This window comes from Caballeronia sp. 11_S32 (genome assembly GCF_056930355.1).
Genome location: NZ_JBXOWH010000003.1, coordinates 1,755,037 through 1,780,785, shown reverse-complemented (window position 1 = coordinate 1,780,785; position 25,749 = coordinate 1,755,037). Strand labels below are relative to the sequence as shown.

The 25,749-nt window shown below is 65.3% G+C and carries 20 protein-coding genes; 10 read left to right on the top strand and 10 right to left on the bottom strand.

The annotated features are described in order from the left end of the window. Positions 1 to 39: 39 nt before the first annotated feature. From frr to rpsB, 4 genes are all read right to left on the bottom strand, one after another. Complete coding sequence (frr, locus tag AC1Z32_RS19910) at positions 40 to 600, bottom strand: ribosome recycling factor (protein ID WP_062610840.1); 561 nt, start codon at positions 598 to 600, stop codon at positions 40 to 42. Positions 601 to 690: 90 nt separating this feature from the next. Continuing rightward, positions 691 to 1,404: a UMP kinase gene (gene pyrH / locus AC1Z32_RS19905; RefSeq protein WP_062610839.1), complete on the bottom strand. Its 714-nt coding sequence runs from the start codon at positions 1,402 to 1,404 to the stop codon at positions 691 to 693. 256 nt (positions 1,405 to 1,660) lie between these two features. Then, positions 1,661 to 2,542, bottom strand: coding sequence for a translation elongation factor Ts (gene tsf, locus AC1Z32_RS19900; protein WP_483480212.1), 882 nt, complete (start codon positions 2,540 to 2,542; stop codon positions 1,661 to 1,663). Positions 2,543 to 2,693: 151 nt separating this feature from the next. Continuing rightward, entirely contained in the window at positions 2,694 to 3,446 is a 753-nt protein-coding gene (gene rpsB / locus AC1Z32_RS19895) for a 30S ribosomal protein S2 (protein WP_062610837.1), read from the bottom strand. Between the two features lie 410 nt (positions 3,447 to 3,856). On the opposite strand from rpsB, the gene map reads away from it, so the two are divergent. The 4 genes from map (at position 3,857) to AC1Z32_RS19875 (ending at position 9,788) form a co-directional block, all read left to right on the top strand. Further along, complete coding sequence (map, locus tag AC1Z32_RS19890) at positions 3,857 to 4,666, top strand: type I methionyl aminopeptidase (RefSeq protein ID WP_483480211.1); 810 nt, start codon at positions 3,857 to 3,859, stop codon at positions 4,664 to 4,666. Positions 4,667 to 4,738: 72 nt separating this feature from the next. Then, positions 4,739 to 7,324, top strand: a complete 2,586-nt coding sequence (locus AC1Z32_RS19885; protein ID WP_483480210.1) for a [protein-PII] uridylyltransferase — start codon at positions 4,739 to 4,741, stop codon at positions 7,322 to 7,324. Between the two features lie 6 nt (positions 7,325 to 7,330). Then, positions 7,331 to 9,301 (top strand): pseudouridine synthase, encoded by a 1,971-nt coding sequence (locus AC1Z32_RS19880; RefSeq protein ID WP_483480209.1) that lies wholly within the window; start codon positions 7,331 to 7,333, stop codon positions 9,299 to 9,301. A 250-nt stretch (positions 9,302 to 9,551) separates the two neighbouring features. After that, the gene (locus tag AC1Z32_RS19875) at positions 9,552 to 9,788 is read left to right on the top strand and encodes a hypothetical protein (protein ID WP_483480208.1); all 237 of its coding nucleotides are present in this window, start codon (positions 9,552 to 9,554) and stop codon (positions 9,786 to 9,788) included. Between the two features lie 63 nt (positions 9,789 to 9,851). On the opposite strand, the gene def is transcribed toward AC1Z32_RS19875, so the two are convergent. The 5 genes from def to AC1Z32_RS19850 form a co-directional block, all read right to left on the bottom strand. Continuing rightward, the gene (def, locus tag AC1Z32_RS19870) at positions 9,852 to 10,385 is read right to left on the bottom strand and encodes a peptide deformylase (RefSeq protein ID WP_062606835.1); all 534 of its coding nucleotides are present in this window, start codon (positions 10,383 to 10,385) and stop codon (positions 9,852 to 9,854) included. Beyond that, on the bottom strand, positions 10,382 to 12,460 hold the full coding sequence (gene ligA / locus AC1Z32_RS19865; RefSeq protein WP_483480207.1) for an NAD-dependent DNA ligase LigA: 2,079 nt from the start codon (positions 12,458 to 12,460) through the stop codon (positions 10,382 to 10,384). The genes def and ligA overlap by 4 nt, the downstream gene beginning before the upstream one ends. Positions 12,461 to 12,672: 212 nt before the next feature. Beyond that, on the bottom strand, positions 12,673 to 13,923 hold the full coding sequence (locus AC1Z32_RS19860; protein ID WP_483480206.1) for a cell division protein ZipA C-terminal FtsZ-binding domain-containing protein: 1,251 nt from the start codon (positions 13,921 to 13,923) through the stop codon (positions 12,673 to 12,675). 178 nt (positions 13,924 to 14,101) lie between these two features. Beyond that, positions 14,102 to 17,617 (bottom strand): chromosome segregation protein SMC, encoded by a 3,516-nt coding sequence (gene smc, locus AC1Z32_RS19855; RefSeq protein WP_483480205.1) that lies wholly within the window; start codon positions 17,615 to 17,617, stop codon positions 14,102 to 14,104. Positions 17,618 to 17,741: 124 nt separating this feature from the next. Then, the gene (locus AC1Z32_RS19850) at positions 17,742 to 18,719 is read right to left on the bottom strand and encodes a DMT family transporter (protein WP_483480204.1); all 978 of its coding nucleotides are present in this window, start codon (positions 18,717 to 18,719) and stop codon (positions 17,742 to 17,744) included. A 200-nt stretch (positions 18,720 to 18,919) separates the two neighbouring features. On the opposite strand from AC1Z32_RS19850, the gene dapC reads away from it, so the two are divergent. From dapC to cls, 6 genes are all read left to right on the top strand, one after another. Next, positions 18,920 to 20,137, top strand: coding sequence for a succinyldiaminopimelate transaminase (gene dapC / locus AC1Z32_RS19845; protein WP_483480203.1), 1,218 nt, complete (start codon positions 18,920 to 18,922; stop codon positions 20,135 to 20,137). Between the two features lie 51 nt (positions 20,138 to 20,188). Continuing rightward, a complete protein-coding gene (gene dapD / locus AC1Z32_RS19840; RefSeq protein ID WP_483480202.1) occupies positions 20,189 to 21,016 on the top strand; it encodes a 2,3,4,5-tetrahydropyridine-2,6-dicarboxylate N-succinyltransferase in 828 nt (275 codons plus the stop codon). A gap of 2 nt (positions 21,017 to 21,018) precedes the next feature. Next, positions 21,019 to 21,387 (top strand): ArsC family reductase, encoded by a 369-nt coding sequence (locus AC1Z32_RS19835; protein WP_483480201.1) that lies wholly within the window; start codon positions 21,019 to 21,021, stop codon positions 21,385 to 21,387. An 89-nt stretch (positions 21,388 to 21,476) separates the two neighbouring features. Then, complete coding sequence (gene dapE / locus AC1Z32_RS19830; RefSeq protein WP_483480200.1) at positions 21,477 to 22,613, top strand: succinyl-diaminopimelate desuccinylase; 1,137 nt, start codon at positions 21,477 to 21,479, stop codon at positions 22,611 to 22,613. Between the two features lie 30 nt (positions 22,614 to 22,643). Next, a complete protein-coding gene (gene prmB, locus AC1Z32_RS19825) occupies positions 22,644 to 23,528 on the top strand; it encodes a 50S ribosomal protein L3 N(5)-glutamine methyltransferase (protein ID WP_483480199.1) in 885 nt (294 codons plus the stop codon). 108 nt (positions 23,529 to 23,636) lie between these two features. Further along, positions 23,637 to 25,127, top strand: a complete 1,491-nt coding sequence (gene cls / locus AC1Z32_RS19820) for a cardiolipin synthase (RefSeq protein ID WP_483480198.1) — start codon at positions 23,637 to 23,639, stop codon at positions 25,125 to 25,127. Between the two features lie 25 nt (positions 25,128 to 25,152). On the opposite strand, the gene AC1Z32_RS19815 is transcribed toward cls, so the two are convergent. Continuing rightward, on the bottom strand, positions 25,153 to 25,644 hold the full coding sequence (locus tag AC1Z32_RS19815) for a glutathione peroxidase (RefSeq protein WP_483480197.1): 492 nt from the start codon (positions 25,642 to 25,644) through the stop codon (positions 25,153 to 25,155). Between the last annotated feature and the right edge of the window lie 105 nt (positions 25,645 to 25,749).

The window sequence follows — 25,749 nt, the reverse complement described above, 5'->3', positions numbered from 1 at the left end:
GTAGAAAGGCGCGAGGCTGGCGAAACCGTTGCTACGGTCTCACACCGTCATGATTTCCGATTCTTTGGTCTGAACGAGCTTGTCGATCTCGGCCACGAACTTGTCCGTGAGCTTCTGGACTTCGTCGCTTGCGCGGCGCTCGTCGTCTTCCGAGATTTCCTTGTCCTTCACGAGCTTCTTCAGCGTATCGTTCGCGTCGCGGCGCAGATTGCGCACGGCGACCTTCGCGGTCTCGCCTTCGCTCTTCACGACCTTCGTGAGCTCGCGGCGGCGCTCTTCGGTGAGCGCGGGCATCGGCACGCGGATCAGGTCGCCCTGCGTCGCCGGATTCAGGCCGAGATCCGATTCGCGGATCGCCTTTTCGATCACGGCGACCATCTTCTTTTCCCACGGCTGCACGCCGATCGTGCGCGCGTCGACGAGCGTCATGTTCGCCACTTGCGAGATGGGCACGTTCGAGCCGTAATAGTCGACCTGGATATGGTCGAGCAGGCCGGTGTGCGCACGCCCCGTGCGAATCTTCGCGAGATCGGCCTTGAACGCTTCGATCGACCGCTGCATCTTCTGGTCGACGCCCTTTTTAATGTCAGCCACACTCATTTGAACCTCCAAACCTGGTTTTACTGGCGATAACGGCGCATTCCGCGCGCACTTCCTGCCGTGCCGCGCGGCGCCTGATATCGCGAGAGTTTACACGTGGACGAGCGTCCCTTCGTCGTCGCCCTGCACGATGCGCTTCAACGCGCCCGGCTTCGTGATGGAGAACACGCGAATCGGCAGCTTCTGGTCGCGGCACAGCGCGAACGCCGTGGCGTCCATCACCTGAAGATTCTTGCCGATCGCCTCGTCGAAGCTGATCGTGCTGTAGCGCGTCGCGTGCGGATCCTTCTTCGGGTCGGCGGAGTATACGCCATCGACCTTCGTCGCCTTCAACACCACTTCGGCGCCGACTTCCGAGCCGCGCAGCGCGGCCGCCGTGTCCGTCGTGAAGAACGGGTTGCCCGTGCCGGCCGCGAAGATCACGACCTTGCCCTCTTCCAGCTGGCGGATCGCGCGGGGACGAATGTACGGCTCGACCACCTGATCCATGCGCAGCGCCGACTGCACGCGCGCTTCGATGCCCGCGTGGCGCATCGCGTCCTGGAGCGCCAGCGCGTTCATCATCGTGGCGAGCATGCCCATGTAGTCGGCCGTCGCGCGATCCATGCCGGCCGCTCCGCCGGCCACGCCGCGAAAAATGTTACCGCCGCCGATCACGACGGCCAGTTGCGTCCCCATCCGCACGACCTCCGCGACATCCGCCACCATCCTTTCGATCGTTGCGCGATTGATGCCGAAAGCATCGTCGCCCATCAGGGCTTCGCCGGAGAGTTTGAGGAGTACGCGTTTGTAGGTTGTGGGCATATGAGGTTCCGATCGCGCCGAGGAGGGTTGCAACAACGTAGAACTGTAGGGGTGAAACATTACTTACCGCAAGCGGGCCGGATCGGGCGGCGGGCGCGGAAGATCAGGGTTTACCCCTAGTCTGCCGCGCCCGCTGCTGGTGCGAACCGGATCGCTGAATTCTTGCGGCGGGACGTTCCGCCGCAGGTACCGCAGGCTCGACGCGTGGTCGCGTCATCTCAACACACGCGCCTGAAGTGAGCCTTAAAAGCGCGCCTTAAGACTGCTTGGCGGCCGCAACTTGCGCCGCAACTTCCGCCGCGAAGTCGTCCTGACGCTTCTCGATGCCCTCGCCGACCACGAACAGCGCGAACTTCTGCACCGACGCGTTGGCTGCCTTCAGATACTGTTCGATCGTCTGCTTGTCGTTCTTCACGAACGGCTGGTTCAGCAGCGACACTTCCTTCAGGTACTTCTGGATCGAGCCGTCGACCATCTTCGCGACGATCTCGGCCGGCTTGCCCGACTCAGCCGCCTTTTGCTCGGCGATGCTGCGCTCCTTGGCGATCAGGTCAGCCGGCACTTCGTCCGACGACAGCGAGACCGGCTTCATCGCGGCCACGTGCATCGCCACGTCCTTGCCGACTTGCTCGTCCGCGCCCGTGAACTCGACCAGCACGCCGATACGCGTGCCGTGCAGGTACGACGCAACCTTGTTCGCGGATTCGAAACGCACGAAACGGCGGATCGACAGGTTTTCGCCGATCTTGCCGACCAGCGCGAGACGCACTGCGTCGACCGTCGAGCTTTCCAGCGGCAGCGCCGACAGCGCGGCCACGTCGGCCGGGTTCTGCTTGGCGACCAGTTCAGCAATCGTCTTGCCAAAGGCCAGGAAGTCGTCGTTCTTCGCGACGAAGTCGGTTTCGCAGTTCAGTTCGACGAGCGCGCCCACGCCGCCTTCGACGTGCGCCGTGACGATGCCTTCAGCCGTCACGCGCGATGCCGCCTTGCTCGCCTTGTTGCCGAGCTTCACGCGCAGCAGCTCTTCGGCGCGCGCCATGTCGCCGTCGGCTTCCGTCAGCGCCTTCTTGCATTCCATCATCGGCGCGTCGGTCTTCGCGCGCAGTTCTGCCACCATGCTTGCGGTAATTGCCGCCATCATTCGCTCCTTGAGTCTGTTTGATACGTGCCGCCGGCTTTTGAATCACGCCCACGGCAGAGAAATAGGCACTTCGAGGCACTTCCATCGCGCTGACTAAAAAAAAGGGGCCTTTCGCAAAGCCCCCTTTTTTGTCGGCCACAGGGCTCGATTACGCCTCTGCGTTGACCTCGACGAACTCGTCGCCTTCGCCGTTGCGCACGGCCTGGACCACGTCGTTCACCGCGTTCGCACGGCCTTCGAGGATCGCGTCGGCAACGCCCTGGGCGTACAGCGACACGGCCTTGGACGCGTCGTCGTTACCCGGGATCACGTAGTCGATGCCTTCCGGCGAGTGGTTCGTATCGACCACGGCGATGACCGGAATGCCGAGCTTCTTGGCTTCCGTCACAGCAATCTTGTGGTAGCCGACGTCGATCACGAACATCGCGTCCGGAATGCCGCCCATGTCCTTCACGCCGCCGATCGACTTTTGCAGCTTGACCATTTCACGTTCGAACAGAAGCGCTTCCTTCTTGCTCATGCGCTCGGTTTCACCCGATTCCAGCGCCGCTTCCATGTCTTTCAGGCGCTTGATCGAGACCTTCAGCGTCTTGAAGTTGGTCATCATGCCGCCGAGCCAACGGGCGTTGACGAAAGGCATACCGGCGCGCGCTGCTTCCTGCGCGATGGTGTCGCGCGACTGGCGCTTCGTGCCGACGAAAAGAATCGTGCCGCGGTTCGCTGCCAACTGGCGCACGTACTTCAGCGCGTCGTTGTAGAGCGGCAGCGTCTTTTCGAGGTTGATGATGTGAATCTTGTTGCGATGACCGAAGATGTACGGGGCCATCTTGGGGTTCCAGAAGCGCGTTTGGTGACCGAAGTGGACACCAGCTTCCAGCATTTGACGCATCGTGACTGCCATGAAATTCTCCGCGAGGGTTGGGTCTTAAGCCGGCTGCCGCATCCCTCGCCTTTGCTGACGTGTGGGACACCCTGGGTGCGCCGGCTTGCGTATCGACTTGAACATTCAGTTTCCAAGCCGCGATCCGCGCTTGCTTGCGCTTGCTTGATTCGCGCTTGCGTCGTGATTGTCTTGCAAAGTCTCTTGCAAAATCATGACGGCAATATGGATTGCGACTTAGCCTGCGAGTATAGCATGTGAGGATTGGTCGGCTCAAGCCGCACGACCGAACTGGATTTCGGCGCTTCACCGCGCATTCCCTTGCCGCCACGCTGGCCGTCCCCAACTATCCGGGTGCGGCGCATTTCTTATGGTGCGATAATGCCGCTTTCGCGGCTCACGGCCGCATACCTGCATTTCCGAGCCAAGTCATGTCCATTACGCTGAAAAACGAACACGATATCGCGCAGATGCGCGTCGCCTGCCGGCTCGCCAGCGAAGTGCTCGATTTCATCACGCCGCATATCGCCCCCGGCGTGACGACCGAGGAGCTCGACCGTCTCTGTCACGAATATATGGTGAAGGAACAGGGCACCGTTCCCGCACCGCTGAATTATCAGCCGCCCGGCTATCCGCCCTACCCGAAGGCCACGTGCATCTCGGTGAACGACGTGATCTGTCACGGCATCCCCGGCGAGAAGGTGCTCAAGAACGGCGACGCACTGAATATCGACATCACCGTCATCAAGAACGGCTATTTCGGCGATACGAGCCGCATGTTCATCGTCGGCGAAGGCTCGATTCTGGCGAAGCGTCTCGTGCAGACCACCTTCGACTGCATGTGGCTCGGCATCGATCAGGTGCGCCCGGGCGCGCATCTCGGCGATATCGGCGCCGCCATCCAGAAGCACGCCGAGGCGCAAGGTTACAGCGTGGTGCGCGAATATTGCGGCCACGGCATCGGCCAGGTCTTCCACGAGGAGCCGCAAGTACTGCACTACGGCCGCCCGGGGACGGGCATCGAGCTGCAGGCGGGCATGATCTTCACCGTCGAGCCCATGATCAACGCCGGGCGCCGTGAAATCCGCACGATGCCTGATCAGTGGACGGTCAAGACGCGCGACCGCAGCCTGTCGGCGCAATGGGAGCACACGGTGCTCGTCACGCCGACCGGCTATGAAGTGCTGACCGTCTCGGCGGGCACGCAGGCGCCGTCGCAACTGATCGCGGCCACCGCCTGATTCCGCATTTTCCGGCGCCCGGCGTGTCCGCACGCGGGCGCATCCTTGATCGTCCCTCGCCCTTTTCAATCCATGAGCGTCACCGCCGCCGTCGCCACGCCTTGTGAAACGTTGCGCGCCGCCTACAAGGTGGCGAAGGCGGCGCTCATCGAACGCTTTCAGGCGGCGTCGAACGTCGAGCCGCTGATGCACGCCCTCGCGCGCGCCACCGACGACGCCCTCAAAGGCGCCTGGACCGCCTGCGACATGCCCGATGACGCCGCGCTCGTCGCGGTAGGCGGCTATGGGCGCGGCGAGCTCGCGCCCTATTCCGACGTCGACATTCTCGTGCTCCTGCCCGATGTCTCGCCGCAAAAGGAAGACGCCGAACTCAACGGCCGCGTCGAGCGCTTCATCGGCATGGCGTGGGATCTGGGGCTCGATATCGGCAGCAGCGTGCGCTCGGTCGAGCAGTGCATCGCCGAGGCGGGCAACGACATCACCGTGCAGACTTCGCTGCTGGAAGCGCGGCGCATCTGCGGCGACCCGCAGCTTTTCCAGCGGTTTTCCACGCGCTATCGCGAGACGCTCGATCCGCGCGCCTTCTTTCAGGCCAAAGTGCTGGAGATGCGCCAGCGTCATGCGAAGTTTCAGGACACGCCATACAGCCTCGAGCCGAACATCAAGGAAAGCCCCGGCGGCCTGCGCGATCTGCAACTCATTCTGTGGATCGCGCGCGGGGCAGGCTTCGGCAGCAGTTGGCGCGAGCTCGATACGCGCGGTCTCATCACGGAGCGCGAGGCGCGCGAACTGCGCCGCAACGAGGGCTTCCTGAAGGCGCTGCGCGCGCGACTGCACGTGATCGCGAAGCGCCGCCAGGACATTCTCGTCTTCGATCTGCAAACGCCGCTCGCGGAAAGCTTCGGCTTCGAGGCGACCACCGCCAAGCGCGCGAGCGAGCAGCTGATGCGCCGCTACTACTGGGCGGCGAAGGCGGTCACGCAGCTCGCCACCATCCTGATCCAGAACGTCGAGGCGCAGCTTTTTCCGTCGACGAGCGGCATCACGCGCGTCATTTCCGGGCGCTTCGTCGAGAAGCAGGGCATGCTGGAAATCGCCCGCGACGATGTCTTCGAGCGCGAGCCGCACGCCATTCTGGAAGCCTTCCTGCTCTACGAGCAGACGCGCGGCGTGAAGGGTCTCTCGGCGCGCACGTTACGGGCGATCTACAACGCGCGCGACCTGATGGACCGCGACTGGCGGCGCGATCCGGAGAACCGGCGTCTCTTCATGGAGATCCTGAAGCAGCCCGAAGGCATCACGCACGCGCTTCGGCTCATGAACCAGACGAGCGTGCTCGGGCGTTATCTGCTCAATTTCCGGCGCATCGTCGGGCAGATGCAGCACGACCTCTATCACGTGTACACCGTCGATCAGCACATCCTGATGGTGCTGCGCAACCTGCGGCGCTTCGCGATCGCCGAGCACGCGCACGAGTATCCGTTCTGCAGCCAGTTGATGGGCAACTTCGAGCGTCCATGGGTGCTCTATGTCGCGGCGCTGTTTCACGATATCGCGAAGGGTCGCGGCGGCGATCATTCCACGCTCGGCATGGCAGATGCCCGGCGCTTTTGCCGCGAGCACGAGATCGGCCAGGAAGATACGGAGCTGATCGTCTGGCTGGTGCAGCAGCATCTGACGATGAGCCAGGTCGCGCAGAAGCAGGACACGAGCGACCCGGAAGTCATCAAGCAGTTCGCATCGGTGGTGAAGACCGAGCGGCGGCTCGCGGCGCTCTACCTTCTGACGGTGGCCGATATCCGCGGCACGAGTCCGAAGGTCTGGAACAACTGGAAGGGCAAGCTTCTCGAAGACCTCTTCCGCGCGACGCAGGCGGTGCTCGGCGGCGCCCAGCCGGACACGCATTCGGAGCTCAAGTCGCGGCAGGAAGCGGCGCTCGCGCTGCTGCGGCTGGAAACCGTGCCGGAGCATGCGCAAAGGCGCCTGTGGGACCAGCTCGATGTCGGCTATTTCCTGCGTCACGATCCGGCCGATATCGCGTGGCAGACGCGTGTGCTTTACCGGCACGTCGAGAGCGAGGAACCGATCGTGCGCGCTCGGCCCTCGCCCATCGGCGCGGCGCTGCAGGTGCTTGTCTACGTGAAGGACCGGCCCGATCTCTTCGCCGGCATCTGTGCGTATTTCGACAAGAACGGCCTCTCCGTGCTCGATGCGCGCGTGACGACGACGCGCCACGGCTACGCGCTCGATAACTTCCTCGTCGCGCATCCGGATCACGACGGGAGTTATCGCGATATCGCCAATCTCGTCGAGCAGCAACTGGCCGGTTTGCTCGCGGACGAGCGCATTCTGCCGGAGCCGTCGAAGGGCCGCGTATCGCGGCTCGTGCGCACGTTTCCGATCACGCCGCGCGTCGACCTGCGTCCCGACGACCGCGGCCAGTACTACATCCTGTCCGTGTCGGCCAACGACCGGCAGGGCCTTCTTTATTCGATCGCGCGCGTGCTCGCGCAACACCGGATCGGCGTGCAGGCGGCGCGGATCAACACGCTCGGCGAGCGCGTCGAGGACGTGTTCCTGATCGACGGCAAAAGCCTGTCGAACAACCGCACCCAGATCCAGGTCGAAACCGAACTGCTGCGCGCGATCGCAGCCTGAGACTTTATGCGCGTCAAACTGACAGCCAAACATCCGCGTCCCACGTCGGCGACGCGATCGCCGGTTCGCTCCGGCACTTCCACTGGGCGCAAGCCTGTTCGCGCTCCGGCGCCGGAAGACGCGCGTCCGAAGCGCGCGAGCCAGCCCGCCGCGGACAAGCGCAGCGATGCGCCGCGTGAGTCGCGCTCGTTCAAACCGCGCGGCGACGATTCGCGCCCGGGCTCTGGCCCGAGAAAGAGCGCGGAAGGTCGCGCGCCCGGACGCGGCGAGCGTGATTCGGGCAACGCTGAGCGTCGCTCATTCAAGCCGCGCGGGGATGATTCGCGTCCCGCGTTCGGCGAGCGTGGACCGCGCAAGTCGTTCGGAGACCGTCCGGCGCCGCGCGGCGATCGCGCATCGGGCGGCGATGAGCGTCGCTCATTCAAGCCGCGTGGGGATGATTCGCGTCCCGCGTTCGGCGAGCGTGGACCGCGCAAGTCGTTCGGAGACCGTCCGGCGCCGCGCGGCGATCGCGCATCGGGCGGCGATGAGCGTCGCTCGTTCAAGCCGCGTGGGGATGATTCGCGTCCCGCGTTCGGCGAGCGCGGACCGCGCAAGTCGTTCGAAGGACGTCCGGCACCGCGCGGCGATCGCGCATCGGGCGGCGATGAGCGTCGCCCATTCAAGCCGCGTGGGGATGATTCGCGTCCCGCGTTCGGCGAGCGTGGACCGCGCAAGTCGTTCGGAGACCGTCCGGCGCCGCGCGGCGATCGAGCACCGGGCAGCGACGAGCGCCGCACGTTCAAGCCGCGTGGGGATGATTCGCGTCCCGCGTTCGGTGAGCGCGGACCGCGCAAGTCGTTCGAAGGCCGTCCGGCACCGCGCGGCGGCGATCGCGCATCGGGCAGCGACGAGCGCCGCTCGTTCAAGCCGCGTGGGGATGATTCGCGTCCCGCGTTCGGCGAGCGCGGACCGCGCAAGTCATTCGGAGACCGTCCAGCGCCGCGCGGCGAACGCGCATCGGGCAGCGACGAGCGCCGCTCGTTCAAGCCGCGTGGCGACGATTCGCGCGACGATCGCGGATTCCGACAGGATCGCGCCTCTGGAGCGCGTCCCGCGCGCCGTGACGAGAGCGATCGCCCGTTCGTGAAGCGCGACGAACGCGCCGAAGCACGCAAACCGGCGGCCAAACCGTCAGCGCCTGCCGCCGAATCGGCGCCGAAGCATCGCGATCACCACGACGGCCTCGTGCGCCTGTCGAAAGTCATGTCCGAACTCGGCCTCTGCTCGCGCCGCGAAGCCGACGAATGGATCGAAAAAGGCTGGGTGCTCGTCGACGGCGAAGTGATCGACACGCTCGGCACGCGCATCCGTCCGACGCAAAACATCGAGATCTTGCCCGTGGCGCGCTCCGCGCAGTCGCAACTCGTCACGATTCTCCTGCACAAGCCGGTCGGCTATGTGTCGGGTCAGGCGGAAGACGGCTACGAGCCGGCGGTTACGCTGATCAACCCCGCGAATCATTGGGACGAAGACCACTCCGGCATCCGCTTCACGCCGGGGCATCTGCGCACGCTTGCGCCGGCAGGCCGTCTCGATATCGATTCCACCGGCCTTCTCGTGCTCACGCAGGACGGCCGCATCGCGAAGCAGTTGATCGGCGGCCACTCGGAAGTCGACAAGGAATATCTCGTGCGCGTGCGCTTCGGCGAGCACACCGTCGACGTCGATCAGCACCTGCCCGCCGAAAAGCTCGCGCTGCTGCGCCACGGCCTCGAACTCGACGGCGTGCCGCTCAAGACGGCGCAGGTGAGCTGGCAAAACGGCGAGCAGCTTCGCTTCGTGCTGCGCGAAGGCAAAAAGCGGCAGATCCGCCGCATGTGCGAGCTGGTCGGTCTGGAAGTCGTCGGTCTGAAGCGCATCCGCATGGGCCGCGTCACGCTCGGCGCATTGCCGCCGGGCCAATGGCGCTATCTCGCCCCGAACGAGACGTTCTGAACGCGGTTCGAAGCCCGCACGTACGTCCGTGCGGGCTTCTGTTGCGTCGCAAAAAAACGACGTTTCAGCAAGCAATTGGGCACGATGCAGTCCAGATCGTGCCTTTTCCTTTTTGGCCGCTTTTTGGCTAAAGAAAATCAATCATCGATCCGTTACACCTGTCAGGCGGATGCGCGCCGCGCGCGGCCTCGCAAACCGGGTGGACGGCAGCAGGATCGGCAGCATTGAACGGCATCGAGGGAGAATCGCCATGTCAGTTGAGATCATCGTTCGTGAGACGGGAACCGGTCTGGAGATCATCAGCGGCCGACGACGGCTCGAAGCCCTGCTCGCCCTGCGCGACGAAGTTGTCGTGATGAGTCCCGGCGTCGGTGAGATGGTGATCGCCCGCCTGCCCGACGGGCGCCTGCAGGCGTCCGCGAATCCGGAGCATGTCACCCTGTTCCGTCAGCCCGATATCAGCGGCAATCCGAAAACGTTGGCGTAACAAAAAGGCCGCTCCTCGCGAAGCGGCCTGCTGCGTCATTCCCGCACGATTCGAAACGCGCGTTTATTCGTCGCGCACCGGATCGAGCCCCGGGAAAAGCACTTCCGTGAAGCCGAATTTCGAGAAGTCGGTGATGCGCATTGGATAGAGCTTGCCGATCAGATGATCGCACTCGTGCTGCACGACGCGCGCGTGAAAGCCCTCGGCGAGCCGCTCGATCGCGTTGCCGTACTGATCGAAGCCCTGGTAGCGGATCATCGAGAAACGCTGCACCGCGCCGCGCAGGCCCGGCACCGAGAGGCAGCCTTCCCAGCCCTCCTCCATGTCGTGCCCGTTCGGCGTGATGATCGGGTTGATGAGCACCGTCTCGGGCACCGACGGCGCATCCGGATAGCGCTCGTTGTGCCCGAAGCCGAAGATCACCACCTGCAGATCGACGCCGATCTGCGGGGCAGCCAGTCCGGCGCCGTTGGCGTCACGCATCGTGTCGAACATGTCCTGCACGAGCGTGTGCAGTTCCGGCGTGTCGAAATGCTCGACTGGCTGCGCGATCCTCAAAAGCCGCGGATCGCCCATCTTCAGGATTTCTCGGATCATGGAGTGACTCCTTCCAAAAGCTTGCGCATGCCGTCTTCGTCCAGCACCGGAACCCCGAGTTCCTCCGCTTTCGCGAGCTTGCTGCCCGCTTCCGCGCCCGCCACGACGTAGTCGGTCTTCTTCGATACCGAGCCGGCCACCTTCGCCCCGGCCGACTCCAGCATCTCCTTCGCTTCCTCGCGCGCGAGCGTGGGCAGCGTGCCCGTCAGCACGACCGTCTTGCCGGCGAGCACGCCTTGCGGCGCCTTGGGCGCGGGCGGACCTTCCGGCCACGACACCTTCGCGCGCAACTGCTCGATCACGTGCTGGTTGTGCTCTTCGCTGAAAAAATTGTGAATGGCCTCGGCCACGATCGGCCCGACATCATTGACTTCGAGCAGCTCTTCGACGGACGCCGCCATGATCGGATCGAGTGAGCCGAAGTGCTTGGCCAGATCTTTCGCCGTCGATTCGCCGACGTGCCGGATGCCGAGCGCATAGATGAAGCGCGCGAGCGTCGTCTTGCTCGCCTTCTCCAGCGAATCGATGAGATTCTGCGCGGATTTGTCCGCGAAACGGTCGAGCGCGGCGAGCGTCGAGAAGCCGAGATTGAAGAGATCGGCCGGTGTACGCACGAGATTCTGGTCGACGAGCTGATCGATGATCTTCTCGCCGAGCCCGTCGATATCCAGCGCGCGGCGTTGCGCGAAGTGCCAGAGCGCCTGCTTGCGCTGCGCCGGGCAGAAGAGCCCGCCCGTGCAGCGCGCGATGGCTTCGTCCGGCAGTCGCTCGATTTTCGAGCCGCAGACCGGGCATTCCGTCGGCATCACGAACTCGCGCGCGTCGGCGGGACGGCGTTCGAGGATCGCGCCGACGACTTCGGGAATCACGTCGCCCGCGCGGCGCACGGTGACCGTATCGCCGATGCGGATGTCCTTGCGACGCACCTCGTCCTCGTTGTGCAGCGTCGCGTTGGTGACCGTCGCGCCGCCGACGAACACGGGCGCGAGCCGCGCGACCGGCGTGATCGCGCCGGTGCGGCCGACCTGCACGTCGATAGCGAGCAGCTGCGTCAGCGCTTCCTGCGCCGGGAACTTGTGCGCGAGCGCGAAGCGCGGCGCGCGCGACACGAAGCCGAGCTTGTCCTGCTCGTCGCGGCGATCGACCTTGTAGACGACGCCGTCGATGTCGTAGGGCAGCGTCTCGCGCTTCTCGCCGATCTTGCGGAAGAAACCCAGCAGGCCGTCCGCGCCTTCAACGACCGCGCGCTCCGCGTTCACCGGCAGACCCATTTCCTTGTACCAGTCGAGGAGCGCGGCGTGCGTGGCGGGCATCTCCGCGCCTTCCAGCACGCCGATGCCATACGCGAAGAACGACAGCGAACGTTGCGCGGTCATCTTCGAATCGAGCTGGCGCAAGCCGCCCGCCGCCGCGTTGCGCGGATTCGCGAATTCACGCTGCCCCGCGTCGCGCTGACGCGCGTTCAGGCGCTCGAAATCGCGCTTGAACATCAGCACTTCGCCGCGCACGTCCAGCCGCTTCGGCACGGTCTTGCCCTTCAGGGTCAGCGGAATCGAGCGGATAGTGCGCACGTTCGCGGTGACGTCCTCGCCCGTCGCGCCGTCGCCGCGCGTCGCGGCCTGCACGAAATGGCCGTCGACGTAACGCAGGGAAATTGCGAGGCCGTCGAACTTGAGTTCGCACGCGTATTCGACGCTCGCGTGACCCAGCGCATCGGACACGCGCTTGTCGAACGCGGCGATGTCTTCGTCCGCGAAGCCGTTGTTGAGCGAAAGCATCGGCACGTCATGGACGACCGGCGTGAAGCCCTCGGCCACTTCGCCGCCCACGCGCTGCGTCGGCGAATCCGGCGTGATCAGATCGGGATGGTCGGCCTCGATGCCCTGAAGCTCCTTGAAGAGCGTGTCGTATTCGGCGTCGGGCAGATCCGGCTGATCCAGCACGTAGTACGCGTAGTTCGCGCGCTCCAGTTCCGAGCGCAGCCACGCCGCGCGCTCGGCCGGACGGTCGGCGCTGGGCACGGCGGCTCCCGACTTGGCGGTAGCGGCGGATTCGGCTTTCGTTTTTGCGGACATGCGGCTTCGAATGAATGAATAAGGTAGATCGATAGTGCGTAAATCCGATAACCGGCCGTCCGATTGTCTCAGAAGATCGGTAAATCGTGGCATCGACCGAATGGCCTAAGTGCGGGCGTCGGTGCGGCGGCGCGCATGCAAAGAAAAGCGCCCCGGATGGGGCGCGATTCCCTGCCGGCAAGCGCGCGTCGCAAAACGCGCGCGCCCGAACCCTACTGGCTGAAAAGACGCCGCGTCGCGGGGGAGCCGGCCGGAATGCCCGCCTGCTCCAGCTTCCCATAAAGCGTCATCAACTGCTTTTCGATGGCGAGCAGCGCGGATTCGGGCAGCGGCCGGCGCTGATCGTCGACGACGCGCGCGCCGATGCGCTCCGACAGCGACTTCGCGTAGTCGCTCATCAGCCGGAACGGGAGGATGTCCTCGTCGGCGACGGGCACGTCGAGCACCAGTGTGATCATCTGGCCGCCCTTGTACGTGAGGTCGTCGCGCAGGAAATTGGTGTCGCCGAACTGGAGCATGAAGACGGGATTCTGCTTCGCATCGAGCTTCACGAAGCGGGTGCCGTCGCGCGACAGCAGCAATCCGTCTTGCGACGCCACCGCCTGCACGTAGTTCGCGGACCACGGCGCGCCGTCGGAGAGGATGTTGATCGAAAGTTGCGCGTCGCATTGCGCGGCGAAGGCATCGAGCTCGCGCGCCATGCCGACGGTCTCCATCATGTCCGGGAACTCGGGCGCGCCGTCGATGGCATCGGCGAGGCGCTGCACGCCGGTCACGAACTCCGAAAACTCGAGCTCGTTCAGCGGACCGCTGCGGTTCGCCAGCTGCGCGGCCGCGCGCAGTTCCTCGTAACGCACGCCGTTGCGCGGCAATTCCCACGCGGTCTCGCCTTCTGCCTTGCCTTCGATCGTCACGGGCTTCGTGCCGGCGCGGCGCAGACGCTGCGCGAGCGGAATCACGCGATCGCCCGGAACCGGCGCGGCGAGGCGGATCGGCACGACGCAATCGATGCGGCGATCGACCGCCGCCGGCGGCGCCGACGAAATCGTCGTGGCGGCGGGCATGACCGGTTCGGCGCGCTCTTCTTCGTTTTCGGGTTCGGCTTCCTCGGCATCGCCGTTGGCGGACGTCGCCTCCGCCTGAAGGTCGACGGCGGTATCGGCCGGTGCGACGGGCGGCGGCGCCGTCGCGGCACTCGCAGCGCCGAAGCTCGGCTCGAGGCGCGTGTCACGCGTCTCGGCGTCACCCTCGCCCGCCACCGGCTCGCGGCGCGGCTGGCGCACGGGCTCGATAAACGGCTGTTCGTCGTCGGTTTCCTGGCGCGCGAGCGCATCGGCCGCTTCGTCGGGCATCGGGCGCGGCATCTTGCGCCGCACTTTCGCGCTCTGCCACGCGTTGTACACCACCACGCCGCCCACCACCACGGCTCCGGCTCCAATCAAACCGAGTGTCAACTCGTCCATGCAGGCTCCATCATTCTTTTTACGTTACGAAGCGCCGCGCGATCTGTCGCACGCATCGCGCCGCGTTCCGGCTTCTCGCCGCCGCCTGGCCGATGCGCGCCACTCCGCGCCTTGACGCACGCCGCCGGATCGCCGTCCGGCCCCACACTCAATCAAAACTTTTGCGAACCGCGACGCTTCAGCCGTTCTGCGCGAAGCCCGCCGCGGCTTCCATATCCACCGCGACGATGCGCGACACGCCCTGCTCCTGCATCGTCACGCCGATCAGCTGCTGCGCCATTTCCATCGCGATCTTGTTGTGCGAGATGAACAGGAACTGCGTCTTGGCCGACATCGCGCGCACGAGATTCGCGAAGCGCTCGGTGTTGGCGTCGTCGAGCGGCGCGTCCACTTCGTCGAGCAGACAGAACGGCGCGGGATTCAGCTGGAACATCGCGAACACGAGCGCCGTGGCCGTCAACGCCTTCTCGCCGCCCGAGAGCAGGTGAATGGTCGAATTCTTCTTGCCGGGCGGCTGCGCCATCACCTGCACGCCGGCGTCGAGGATTTCGTCGCCGGTCATGATGAGCTTCGCCTGGCCGCCGCCGAAGAGACGCGGGAACAGTTCGCCGAAGTGACGGTTCACCTCGTCGAACGTGCCTTGCAGGAGCGCGCGCGTTTCCTGGTCGATCTTCGAGATCGCGTCTTCCAGCGTGCCGATGGCGTCGTTCAGGTCCGCCGACTGCGCGTCGAGGAAGTGCTTGCGCTCGGTCGCCGCAGCCAACTCTTCGAGCGCGGCCATGTTGACCGGGCCGAGCGCGTTGATCGCGTTGTTCAGGCGCGTGACTTCGCCCTGCAGATACGAAGGCTTCATGTCCGGCGTGAGCTTCTCGGCGAGCTCGGCTTCATCGACGCCCGCCGCCTGCAACTGCTCGACGAACTGCTCGCCACTGATGCGCGCGGCCTGCTCCTTCAACTGCAATTCGTTGATCTTGTCGCGCAGCGGCTGCAGCGAGCGTTCGGCCATGAGGCGCTGCTCGTCCGCCTGACGCAGACGCGCGGTGAGATCGTCCAGTTCGACGCGCGCCGCATGCAAAGATTCCTCGCGCGCCGCGCGCACTTCGAGCGCGTCGTGCAGGCCGGTTTGCGCGGTCTGCTCGTTGATGGTCTCGAGTTCGGCGCGCGCGTCTTCCAGCGTGCCCGCGATGCGCTCGCTCTGCTCGTGCGCCGTCTCGATATTGCGCTTGTACTCGTCGATCTTCGCGGCGAGCCCGCGCACGGCGAAGCTCGCGTCGCTGGCCGCGCGCTCCAGTTCGCGCAGTTCGTGACGCGCGTTCGTGAGTTCCTCGTCGAGCGATTCGAACGCGAGCTGGTTATCTTCGAAACGCGCCTGCAATTGCGCGATCTCGCCGTCGTGACGCTCGAACGCCGCTTCCGATTCGGCACGCAGCGCGCGCTGCTCATCGACCTGCGCGGCGATCTCTTCCAGTTCCTCGCCGATCTGCGTGTTGCGCTGCGTGTAGCGCTCGTGCGCCTGCGCGAGCTTGAGCACGTCCATCTGCAATGCGTGGACGCGCTGGGTCGCGCGCTCGGCGGCGGCGCGCGCTTCCGCGAGCGCCTGCGACGCCTGCGTGTGCGCGGCGTCCGCCCGCACGGCGTTGGCCTTCGCTTCGTCTGACAGCAAGGCCTGAGCACGCACCTGCTTCGTCAGATTTTCGATTTCCTGCGCGCGCGCGAGCATGCCCGACTGCTCGGAATCCGACGCATAAAGCTGCACGCCCACGCGCGTCACGATATGCCCCGCCTTCACGACGAACGCGGCGCCATCCGGCAACTGATTGCGCGATGCCAGCGCCTGCGCGATGTCATCCGCGACGAAGGTCGTGGCGAGCCATTCGTTCAGCACGGCGCGCAGGCCCGGATCGTCGATGCGCACGAGCGACAGCAACGAACGCAGTCCTTGCGGCGTCTCGACCGGCTTGCCCGCGGCGGGCGGCGAATAAAACGCGAGCTTGGCGGGCGGCGCATCGGTGGCGAAGGCCTTGACCCAATCCAGGTTCGATACTTCCAGCGCGGCGAGCCGCTCGCGCAGCACGGACTCCAGCGCCGCTTCCCAGCCGGCCTCGACGTGCAGCTTCTTCCACAGACGCGGCAGCGCGCCGAGCTCGTGCTTGTCGAGCCACGGCTGGATCTTGCCTTCGGTCTGCACGCTTTCCTGCAGTGCTTTCAGTGCGGCGAGGCGCGCTTCGAGCTGATGGATGTGCGCGCTTTCCTTCTGCACGCGTTCCTGCGCCGCACGGCGTTCGGCGTCGAGACGCGGCACGGTTTCCTGCGCATCGGCGAGGCGCGCCTGTGCTTCGGCGAGAATTTCCTCGTTCTCGGCGAGCTGCATGCGCAACTCTTCGAGATGCGCTTCATCCGGTGCGTCGAGCCCGCTCGCTTCGTTCTTCAGGCGTTCCTGGCGCTGCTGCAGTTGCTGAAGCTGCTGATCGGCGTTGCGCTGATGCGCCGCCTCGAGCTTCAGCGCCTGTTCCGCGCGCGCGATGCCCGCGCGTTCTTCGTTCAGTTGTGCCTGCGCATCGCGCCAGCGGGCTTCGAGCGCGGGCAGCGCATCGTGCTTCGCGGCCGCGTTTTCCTGCGCGATCGCAGCCTTTTCTTCGCCTTCGGCGAGCGCTTCGGTCGCGGTGTCGATTTCGTCGCGCGCCTTTTGCGCCTGCACCTGCCATTGCTCGCGCTGCGCGGTGAGCGCCGCGATCTGTGCCTGCACGCGATTGCGCGACTCGACGATGAAACGGATCTCCGCTTCCAGACGGCTCACTTCGGCATTGGCTTCGTAGAGCGCGCCTTGCGCGCCCTGCATTGCGTCGCTCGCGCTGTAATGCGCGACGCGCAGCGTTTCCAGTTGCGCTTCGACTTCACGCAGACGCGCGGTCTGCGCTTCGAGCTCGACCTGCGCCTCGCGGATCGCGCGCTGCTGACGCTCGGCTTCGTTGCCCGCTTCCTTCTTGCGCAGCAGCCACAGCAGGCGCTGCTTCTCTTCGCCTTCGGCCTGGAGCTCCTTGTACTTCGTCGCGACGACCGCCTGCGCTTCGAGCTTCTCGAGGTTGGTCGAAAGCTCGCGGATGATGTCTTCGACGCGCGTCAGGTTCTCGCGCGTATCGTGCAGACGATTCTCCGTCTCGCGGCGGCGCTCCTTGTACTTCGACACGCCCGCGGCTTCTTCGAGAAACACGCGCAGCTCTTCCGGCTTCGCCTCGATGATGCGCGCGATCATGCCCTGCCCGATGATCGCGTACGCGCGCGGGCCGAGACCCGTGCCGAGGAAGATGTCCTGAATGTCGCGGCGGCGCGCGGGCAGATTGTTGATGTAGTAGCTGGAGGTGCCGTCGCGCGTGAGCACGCGCTTCACGGCGATCTCGCCGTACGCGCTCCATTGACCGGCGGCGCGGCCGTCGCCGTTATCGAAGATGAGTTCGACGCTTGCCCGGCTGCCGGGCTTGCGCGCTGTCGATCCGTTGAAGATCACGTCCTGCATCGATTCGCCGCGCAATTCGGAAGCGCGCGATTCGCCGAGCACCCAGCGCACGGCATCGATGATGTTTGACTTGCCACAGCCATTCGGCCCGACGACGCCGACCAGCTGGCCGGGGACCTGAAAATGCGTGGGATCGACGAAAGACTTGAAGCCAGCGAGTTTTATCGAGGTCAGACGCACGGCGATATCGCTGTTTTGAATGAGTGACGGAGGATATATGGCAGACAGGCCGCAGCGCGGCCCGTCGATCGCAATCGGCCACGCGCTGCATCACTGCGTGACGGGCCCGGCGAAGTGGGCACCATCATACCATCGCGCGAGTCGATTTCTTTTTGCTTTCCGGCGCGTCGCGGACGACATCGAGCGCTTCGGGCGCGGGAGGCGAACGCGACGCACCCTGCCGATGCACCCACGCCGACAGCACGCACGCCGCGACAATGCACGCGCCGCCCGCCCATTCGCGCGGGCCGGGCACTTCGCCCGCGAAAAGCCACGACGACAGCGCGGTGACGACGAGCTCGAACAGCATGATGATCGATGCACGGTTGGCCGGCACGCGCGCGAGGCCCACCTGCACGATCATGTTGTTCACCGCGAGCACGACGCCCAGCCCGATCACGATGAACGTCGCCATGGGCAGTTGCGAGGCGGCCGGCGGCGCGGGCATCGGCTCGAACAGCGTGACGACGGAGGCGACGAGCGCCGCCCCGCCGAAGATCACCGCGGTGCGCATCTCGGGTTTCATGGCGGGCAAGGTGCGCGTGACCTTGACGACGAGCACGTTGCTCATCGCGAAGCCCATGCCGCCCATGAGGCCCGCCCATTCGGCGAGATCGGCGGGCAATGGCATGCCGATCTCGGGCGACCAGAGCATCGTCACGGCGCCCATCAGCGAGAGGAGCGACAGCGCGGCGTCGGCGCGCGTGAGACGTTCCTTCAGGATGAAGTGCGCGAAGATCGCGGTCCACGCGGGCGTCAGATAGAAGAGCAGCAGCACGCGCATCACCTGCCCGTGGATCGCGCCCCACACGAAGCCGATGTTCGTGACGCCCGCCGCCACGCCGAGCGCGACGAGCAGCCAGTGCCAGGACAGCGTGCTGATCGAGCGGCGCTTCAGGAGCAGCACGAAGATGCATGCGGCGCCGCTCGTCGTCGCGCTGGCCGCGGTGCCGGTCAGGCCGATGGCGGCGAGCATGCGCATGGGGTACCAGACGAGGCCCCACACCGACGCGCCGATCATGATCGCGAGCGTCGGCCAGGCATTCCGGAGCCCGCGGGTCATGCCGGCGCTCCGCCCATCGCGCCCTTTTCGAGCTTGTTCATTCGTACTTGTCCTTCATGCCGCGCGCCGCCGCCCGCTTGCGAGCCGGGGCCGCGCGCTATAATCGTCCGCTTGCTTCACGTCCGTTCGATGTCTTCCGAGGCCGCGCTCGCAGGCACCTTCTGCCTCGCGCGCATCGCTCACTGCTTACCGGTCACGCCGTGAATCCACTTCTCAAGAAACTTCAGCCTTATCCGTTCGAAAAGCTGCGTGCGCTCTTCAAGGGCATCGAGCCGCGCGCCGGATTCACGCCGATCAGCTTCGGCATCGGCGAGCCGAAGCATCCGACGCCCGCGCTGATTCGCGATGCGGTGATCGATTCGCTCGACGGCCTTGCCTCCTATCCGGCCACGCTCGGCAGCGAGCCGCTGCGCACGGCGATCGCGGCGTGGGTGAAAGAGCGCTACGGCCTCGAAGCGGTCGATGCGGCAACCGAAGTGCTGCCCGTCTCCGGCTCGCGCGAAGCGCTGTTCGCGCTCGCCCAGACCGTGATCGACAGCCGCAGCACGGACGCCGCCGAACCGCCCATCGTACTCTGTCCGAACCCGTTCTATCAAATCTACGAAGGCGCGGCCCTGCTCGCGGGCGCCGAGCCGTACTTCGTCAACAGCGACCCGGCGCGCAACTTCGCGTGCGATTACTCGGCGGTGCCGGATCACATCTGGGCGCGCACGCAACTGCTCTATGTGTGCTCGCCGGGCAATCCGACCGGCGCGGTGCTCACGCTCGAAAACTGGCGCGAGCTCTTCGCGCTGTCGGACCGGCACGGCTTCGTGATCGCGTCGGACGAATGCTATTCGGAGATCTATTTCGACGAAACCAATCCGCCGCTCGGCGGGCTGGAAGCGGCGCGGCTGCTCAATCGCGGCTTCGAGCGCCTCGTGATGCTGTCGAGCCTGTCGAAGCGCTCGAACGTACCGGGCATGCGCTCCGGCTTCGTCGCGGGCGACGCGTCGATCCTGCGGGACTTCCTGCTCTATCGCACGTATCACGGCGCGGCGCTCTCGACGGTGTTTCAGCGCGCGAGCGTCGCCGCGTGGCAGGATGAAACGCACGTGCGCGACAACCGCGCGAAGTATCTGAAAAAATTCCAGACGGTCACGCCCATGCTCGCCGATGTGCTCGACGTGCGCCTGCCGGACGCCGCGTTCTACCTCTGGGCGAACGTCGCGGGCACCGGGCTCACGGATACCGAGTTCGCGGCGCGCCTGTACGCCGACTATAATGTGACGGTTCTGCCGGGCTCTTTTCTCGCTCGCGCGGCGCACGGCACGAATCCCGGCGAGGGCTTCGTGCGCATCGCGCTCGTGGCCGAGACCGAGGAATGTGTCGAAGGAGCCCGCCGCATCGTCGAATTCTGCCGCGCGCTCAGGTCCTGACATCGGTCCTGAAAACGTAGCCGGCCCAACTACCCATCCTTGATACCAACTATGTCGCAACAACTTCAGAGCATCATCGATACCGCCTGGGACAACCGCGCCGAGCTTTCGCCCAAGGCCGCGCCCGCCGAAGTCCGCGAAGCCGTCGCGCACGCGATCGAACAGCTCGACAAAGGCCAAATGCGCGTTGCCGAGAAGCGCGACGGCGAATGGGTCGTGAATCAGTGGCTCAAGAAGGCCGTGCTCCTGTCGTTCCGCCTGGAAGACAACGCACCGATGCCCGCGGGCGGCTACTCGCAGTTCTACGACAAGGTGCCCTCGAAGTTCGCGAACTACACCGCCGAAGACTTCGCGGCGGGCGGCTTTCGCGTCGTGCCGCCGGCCATCGCGCGCCGCGGCTCGTTCATCGCGAAGAATGTCGTGCTGATGCCGTCGTACACCAACATCGGCGCCTATGTCGACGAAGGCACGATGGTCGACACGTGGGCCACCGTCGGCTCGTGCGCGCAGATCGGCAAGAACGTGCACCTGTCGGGCGGCGTGGGCATCGGCGGCGTGCTGGAGCCGCTGCAGGCGAACCCCGTCATCATCGAGGACAACTGCTTCATCGGCGCGCGCTCGGAAGTGGTGGAAGGCGTGATCGTCGAAGAGAACTCGGTCATCTCGATGGGCGTTTATCTCGGCCAGTCGACCAAGATCTACGACCGCGAAACCGGCGAAGTGAGCTATGGCCGCATTCCGGCGGGCTCGGTCGTGGTCGCGGGCAATCTGCCGTCGAAGGACGGTTCGCACAGCCTGTACTGCGCCGTGATCGTCAAGAAGGTCGATGCGAAGACGCGCGCGAAGGTGGGTCTCAACGAACTGCTGCGAGGCGACTGATCGTGGCGCGCGGGTCCGCTACGACCGTCGTCTACGGCATTCCGAATTGCGACACCGTGAAGAAGGCGCGCGTATGGCTGGAAGAGCATGGCGTGCCATTCGAGTTTCACGACTTCAAGAAGGCCGGCGTGAATGACAAGCTGATCCAGGACTGGCTCAAGGATGTGCCGCTCGATCAGCTCATCAACAAGCGCGGCACGACATGGCGCGGCCTGTCGGACGTGCACAAGGCCGAAGCCGACACGACTTCCGGCGCGATCGCGCTGATGATCCACAAGCCGTCGATCATCAAGCGGCCTGTCGTCGTCGTGAACGGGCGCGTGAGGACGCTCGGGTTTTCCGCCGAGCAGTACGAAACGCTTTTTGCGTGATACAGGGCGATGGCTGCGAACTCTTCGGCCATCGCGCGAACGCCACGAGTGCCGGCCGCAGCGCCGGCATTTTTTATCTTCAATCGACCATGTCCGGCACTCTCACACTCACCGAAGCGCTGATCGAACGCGCATCCGTCACGCCCGACGATCAGGCCTGTCAGGCGCTCATGATCGAGCGGCTCGCCGCGATCGGCTTCGAATGCGAAACGATCGAATCGGGCGGCGTCACGAACCTGTGGGCCGTGAAGCGCGGCACGGACGCCCATGGCAAGCTGCTCGCGTTCGCCGGCCATACCGATGTCGTGCCCACCGGCCCGCTCGAACAATGGAGCTCGCCGCCCTTCACGCCGACGCATCGCGACGGCAAGCTCTACGGGCGCGGCGCGGCGGACATGAAGGCATCGCTCGCGGCGTTCGTCGTGTCGAGCGAGGAGTTCGTGGCGCACTATCCGGAACATCGCGGCACGCTCGCGTTTCTCATCACGAGCGACGAGGAAGGCCCCGCCACCGACGGCACGATCAAGGTCGTCGAAGCGCTGAAGGCGCGCGGCACGCGGCTCGACTACTGCATCGTCGGCGAGCCGACTTCGAACGCCACGCTCGGCGACATGGTCAAGAACGGCCGGCGCGGCTCGATGACCGGCAAGCTCGTCGTGAAGGGCGTGCAGGGGCATATCGCGTATCCGCATCTCGCGAAGAATCCGGTGCATCTGCTCGCGCCGGCGCTGGCCGATCTCGTCGCCGAAAAATGGGACGACGGCAACGAATATTTCCCGCCGACGACCTGGCAAGTGTCGAACCTGCATTCCGGCACCGGCGCCACCAACATCATTCCCGGCCACGCCGACCTGATGTTCAATTTCCGCTTTTCGACGGCGAGCACGGTCGAAAGCCTGCAAAGCCGCGTGCACGCGATTCTCGACAGGCACGGCCTCGACTACGATCTGAAGTGGATCGTGAGCGGCCTGCCGTTTCTCACGCCGCGCGGCGCGCTCTCGGACGCGCTCGAAAAAGCCATTCTCGATGAAACCGGCGTGCGCACCGAGCTGTCTACCACGGGCGGCACGTCCGATGGACGCTTCATCGCGCGGATCTGCGATCAGGTCGTGGAGTTCGGCCCGCCCAACGGCACGATCCACAAGATCGACGAGCATGTCGAAGTGAAGTTCATCGAGCCGTTGAAGAACGTGTACCGCCGCGTGCTCGAAGCACTGATCGCCTGAACTCAATCCCACAATAAAAAGGAGCCTTCGATGGCGCTGCCCTTCACCACCGTGCGCGACCTGCTGCGCTTCGGCGTCTCGCGCTTCACCGAAGCGGGTTTGTCGTTCGGCCACGGCTCGACCAATGCCTACGACGAAGCCGCGTATCTGATCCTGCATACGCTGCATCTCCCGCTCGACACCCTCGATCCGTTCCTCGACGCGCGCCTGCTCGACAACGAGATCGACGCCGTGATGAAAGTGCTCGAGCGCCGCGCGAAGGAGCGCGTTCCCGCCGCGTACATCACACAGGAAGCGTGGATGCACGGCCGCCGCTTCTATGTCGACGAGCGCGTGATCGTGCCGCGCTCGTTCATCGGCGAACTGCTGCAGGACGGTTTGCAGCCGTATGTCGCCGATCCGGATCAGGTCACGCGCGTGCTCGAGCTGTGCACCGGCTCGGGCTGCCTCGCGATTCTCGCGGCGCAGGCGTTCGAGAACGCCGATGTCGATGCCGTCGACATTTCGCCGGATGCGCTGGCCGTCGCGCGCCGCAATGTCGACGATTACCGGCTCGACGAGCGCGTGAGTCTCTACGAAGGCGACCTGTACGCGCCGCTGCCGCAGGGGCGCTACGAGGTCATCATCACCAATCCGCCGTACGTCAACGCGCAGGCCATGCAGGCGCTGCCTGAAGAGTACCGGCACGAGCCCGAGCTCGCGCTCGCGGGCGGCGCGGACGGCATGGACGTGGTGCGGCGCATCGTGCGCGACGCGGGCAAGTGGCTGACGGAAGACGGCGTGCTCGTCGTCGAGATCGGCAACGAGCGGCACAATGTCGAGGCTGCGCTGGGCGGACTCGATCTCGTGTGGCTCTCGACGAGCGCCGGCGATGACAACGTGTTCCTGATCCAGGCCGCCGACCTGCCCGCCTGACCGGCTGTCCGGGCGAGCGTTGCTGTGACGCTCGCTAACACTTCGCGCGGAAGGCTTGGGTAATATGGCGAATCGCCATTAGCGCATCGCTTCCCAACTTCCGCGTCTATGCAAGCATCCGACTGGCTACATCTCGGCACGCTCGTGATGGCCGCGCATGTGCTCGGCGTGATCGCCGCGATCCATGCCGTCATCAACACCCGCACATCGCAGGGCGCGGTGGCGTGGGCCGTGTCGCTCGTCGCGATGCCTTACTTCACGCTGATCCCCTATCTGTTCCTCGGCCGCAGCAAGTTCGCGGGCTATATCGACGAGCGGCGGCTCGAAGTCGAGATCCTGCGCAGCCGCTCGAAGCCCGCCGAATGGGATTCGGGCGATCGCAGCGACGCCCCCGAGACCGCTCCGCTCGTCGATTCCTCCGGCGTGCGCGGCGAGCTCGCGCCGGGACCGGCCACCTATCTCGGCAATCCGACGATCCGCACGCTGCAGCGCCTCTCCGGCATGCCGTTCCTGCGCGGCAACTCGGTGCGCGTGCTCGTCAACGGCGACGCCACGTTCGCCGCGATCCTCGAAGCCATCGCGGCCGCCGAGCGCTATATCGTGGTGCAGTTCTTCATCGTGCGCGCCGACGCCCTCGGCGAAATGCTCAAGGACGCGCTCATCAAAAAGGCCCAGGCGGGCGTGCGCGTGTACTTCCTGTACGACAGCATCGGCAGCTTCGATCTGCCGCATCGCTACGTGTACGCGCTGCGCGCGGGCGGCGTGGAGGCGCATCCGTTCGCGGCCCAGCGCAAGTTCGTGCATCGCTTCCAGATCAATTTCCGCAATCATCGGAAAATCGTGGTCGTCGACGGCAAGCGCGCGTTCATCGGGGGGCACAACGTGGGCGTCGAATATCTCGGCGGCAATCCGCGGCTCTCGCCATGGCGCGATACGCATGTGGAAGTGCGCGGCCCGGCGGTGGCGAGCATCCAGTTCGTCTTCACCGAGGACTGGTACTGGGCGACGCAGCGGCTGCCCGAGCTCGGCCCCGCGCCGCATTCAGAAGAAAACATGCACTGCATGGTGCTGTCGAGCGGCCCCGCCGACAAGCAGGAAACCTGCTCGCTCTTTTTCGTCGAGGCGATCAACGCGGCGCGCGAGCGTATCTGGATCACGTCGCCCTACCTGATTCCCGACGAAGCCGTGTTCTCGGCGATGCGGCTCGCGGTGATGCGCGGCGTGGACGTCCGCATCCTGATTCCGAGCCGGCGCGATCATCGCGTGGTGTTCGCCGCGTCGCGGCTCTATGCGTACGACCTCGTGCAGGCGGGCGTGCGCATCTTCCGCTACAAACCGGGTTTTCTGCATCAGAAAGTCGTGCTCGTCGACGATATAGCCGCGACCGTCGGCAGCGCGAATCTCGACAACCGCTCGTTTCGGCTGAACTTCGAGATCACGGTGCTCACGGTCGATCGCGCGTTCGCGAGCCAGGTGGAAGCGATGCTGCTCGCGGACTTCGCGCAGTCATTCGAGATCGACGGCAGCGATTATCGCGGCAAGGCGTTCTGGCGGCGCATGGCGATGCACGTCGCGCGGCTCTTCTCGCCGATTCTCTGAGCGCGCCGAGGCACGTTCAGCACGTTCACAGCAGCTTTTCGATGTCCTCCACGATCGACTCGGGCTTCGTCTGCGGCGCGTAGCGCTTCACCACGCGGCCGTTGCGGTCGACGAGAAACTTCGTGAAGTTCCACTTGATCGCCTCGATGCCGAGCAGGCCCGGCTCCTTGTCCTTCAGATACTTGTAGAGCGGGTGCGCGTTCGAGCCGTTCACCTCGATCTTCGCGAACATCGGGAACGTGACGCCGTAGTTTTTCTCGCAGAAGCTGCCGATCTGCCCGGCATCGCCCGGTTCCTGCTTGCCGAACTGGTTGCACGGGAAGCCGAGCACCTCGAAGCCGCGCGCCGCGAGTTGCTGGTAGATCTCCTGCAAGCCCTTGTATTGCGGCGTGAAGCCGCACTCGCTCGCCGTGTTGACGATGAGGAGCACCTTGTCGCGGTACTTGTCGAGGCTGACGGCCGCGCCGTCGAGTGTTTCGGCCGAGAAGCCGTAGATGCCGTCGGTGGCTGCGCTCATCGCACGCTCCGCGAAATGAAGTCGATGGAAGATAGGCGATGCTACCGCGACACGCGTTCGTCCGCCATTGGCCGAACGGCCGACCCTCAGCCGACGATGCGTCCG

Coding starts and splice junctions, on each gene's coding strand:
- frr (WP_062610840.1), bottom strand. CDS start 600: ATGAGTGTGGCTGACATTAAAAAGGGCGTCGACCAGAAGATGCAGCGG.
- pyrH (WP_062610839.1), bottom strand. CDS start 1,404: ATGCCCACAACCTACAAACGCGTACTCCTCAAACTCTCCGGCGAAGCC.
- tsf (WP_483480212.1), bottom strand. CDS start 2,542: ATGGCGGCAATTACCGCAAGCATGGTGGCAGAACTGCGCGCGAAGACC.
- rpsB (WP_062610837.1), bottom strand. CDS start 3,446: ATGGCAGTCACGATGCGTCAAATGCTGGAAGCTGGTGTCCACTTCGGT.
- map (WP_483480211.1), top strand. CDS start 3,857: ATGTCCATTACGCTGAAAAACGAACACGATATCGCGCAGATGCGCGTC.
- AC1Z32_RS19885 (WP_483480210.1), top strand. CDS start 4,739: ATGAGCGTCACCGCCGCCGTCGCCACGCCTTGTGAAACGTTGCGCGCC.
- AC1Z32_RS19880 (WP_483480209.1), top strand. CDS start 7,331: ATGCGCGTCAAACTGACAGCCAAACATCCGCGTCCCACGTCGGCGACG.
- AC1Z32_RS19875 (WP_483480208.1), top strand. CDS start 9,552: ATGTCAGTTGAGATCATCGTTCGTGAGACGGGAACCGGTCTGGAGATC.
- def (WP_062606835.1), bottom strand. CDS start 10,385: ATGATCCGAGAAATCCTGAAGATGGGCGATCCGCGGCTTTTGAGGATC.
- ligA (WP_483480207.1), bottom strand. CDS start 12,460: ATGTCCGCAAAAACGAAAGCCGAATCCGCCGCTACCGCCAAGTCGGGA.
- AC1Z32_RS19860 (WP_483480206.1), bottom strand. CDS start 13,923: ATGGACGAGTTGACACTCGGTTTGATTGGAGCCGGAGCCGTGGTGGTG.
- AC1Z32_RS19850 (WP_483480204.1), bottom strand. CDS start 18,719: ATGACCCGCGGGCTCCGGAATGCCTGGCCGACGCTCGCGATCATGATC.
- dapD (WP_483480202.1), top strand. CDS start 20,189: ATGTCGCAACAACTTCAGAGCATCATCGATACCGCCTGGGACAACCGC.
- dapE (WP_483480200.1), top strand. CDS start 21,477: ATGTCCGGCACTCTCACACTCACCGAAGCGCTGATCGAACGCGCATCC.
- prmB (WP_483480199.1), top strand. CDS start 22,644: ATGGCGCTGCCCTTCACCACCGTGCGCGACCTGCTGCGCTTCGGCGTC.
- cls (WP_483480198.1), top strand. CDS start 23,637: ATGCAAGCATCCGACTGGCTACATCTCGGCACGCTCGTGATGGCCGCG.
- AC1Z32_RS19815 (WP_483480197.1), bottom strand. CDS start 25,644: ATGAGCGCAGCCACCGACGGCATCTACGGCTTCTCGGCCGAAACACTC.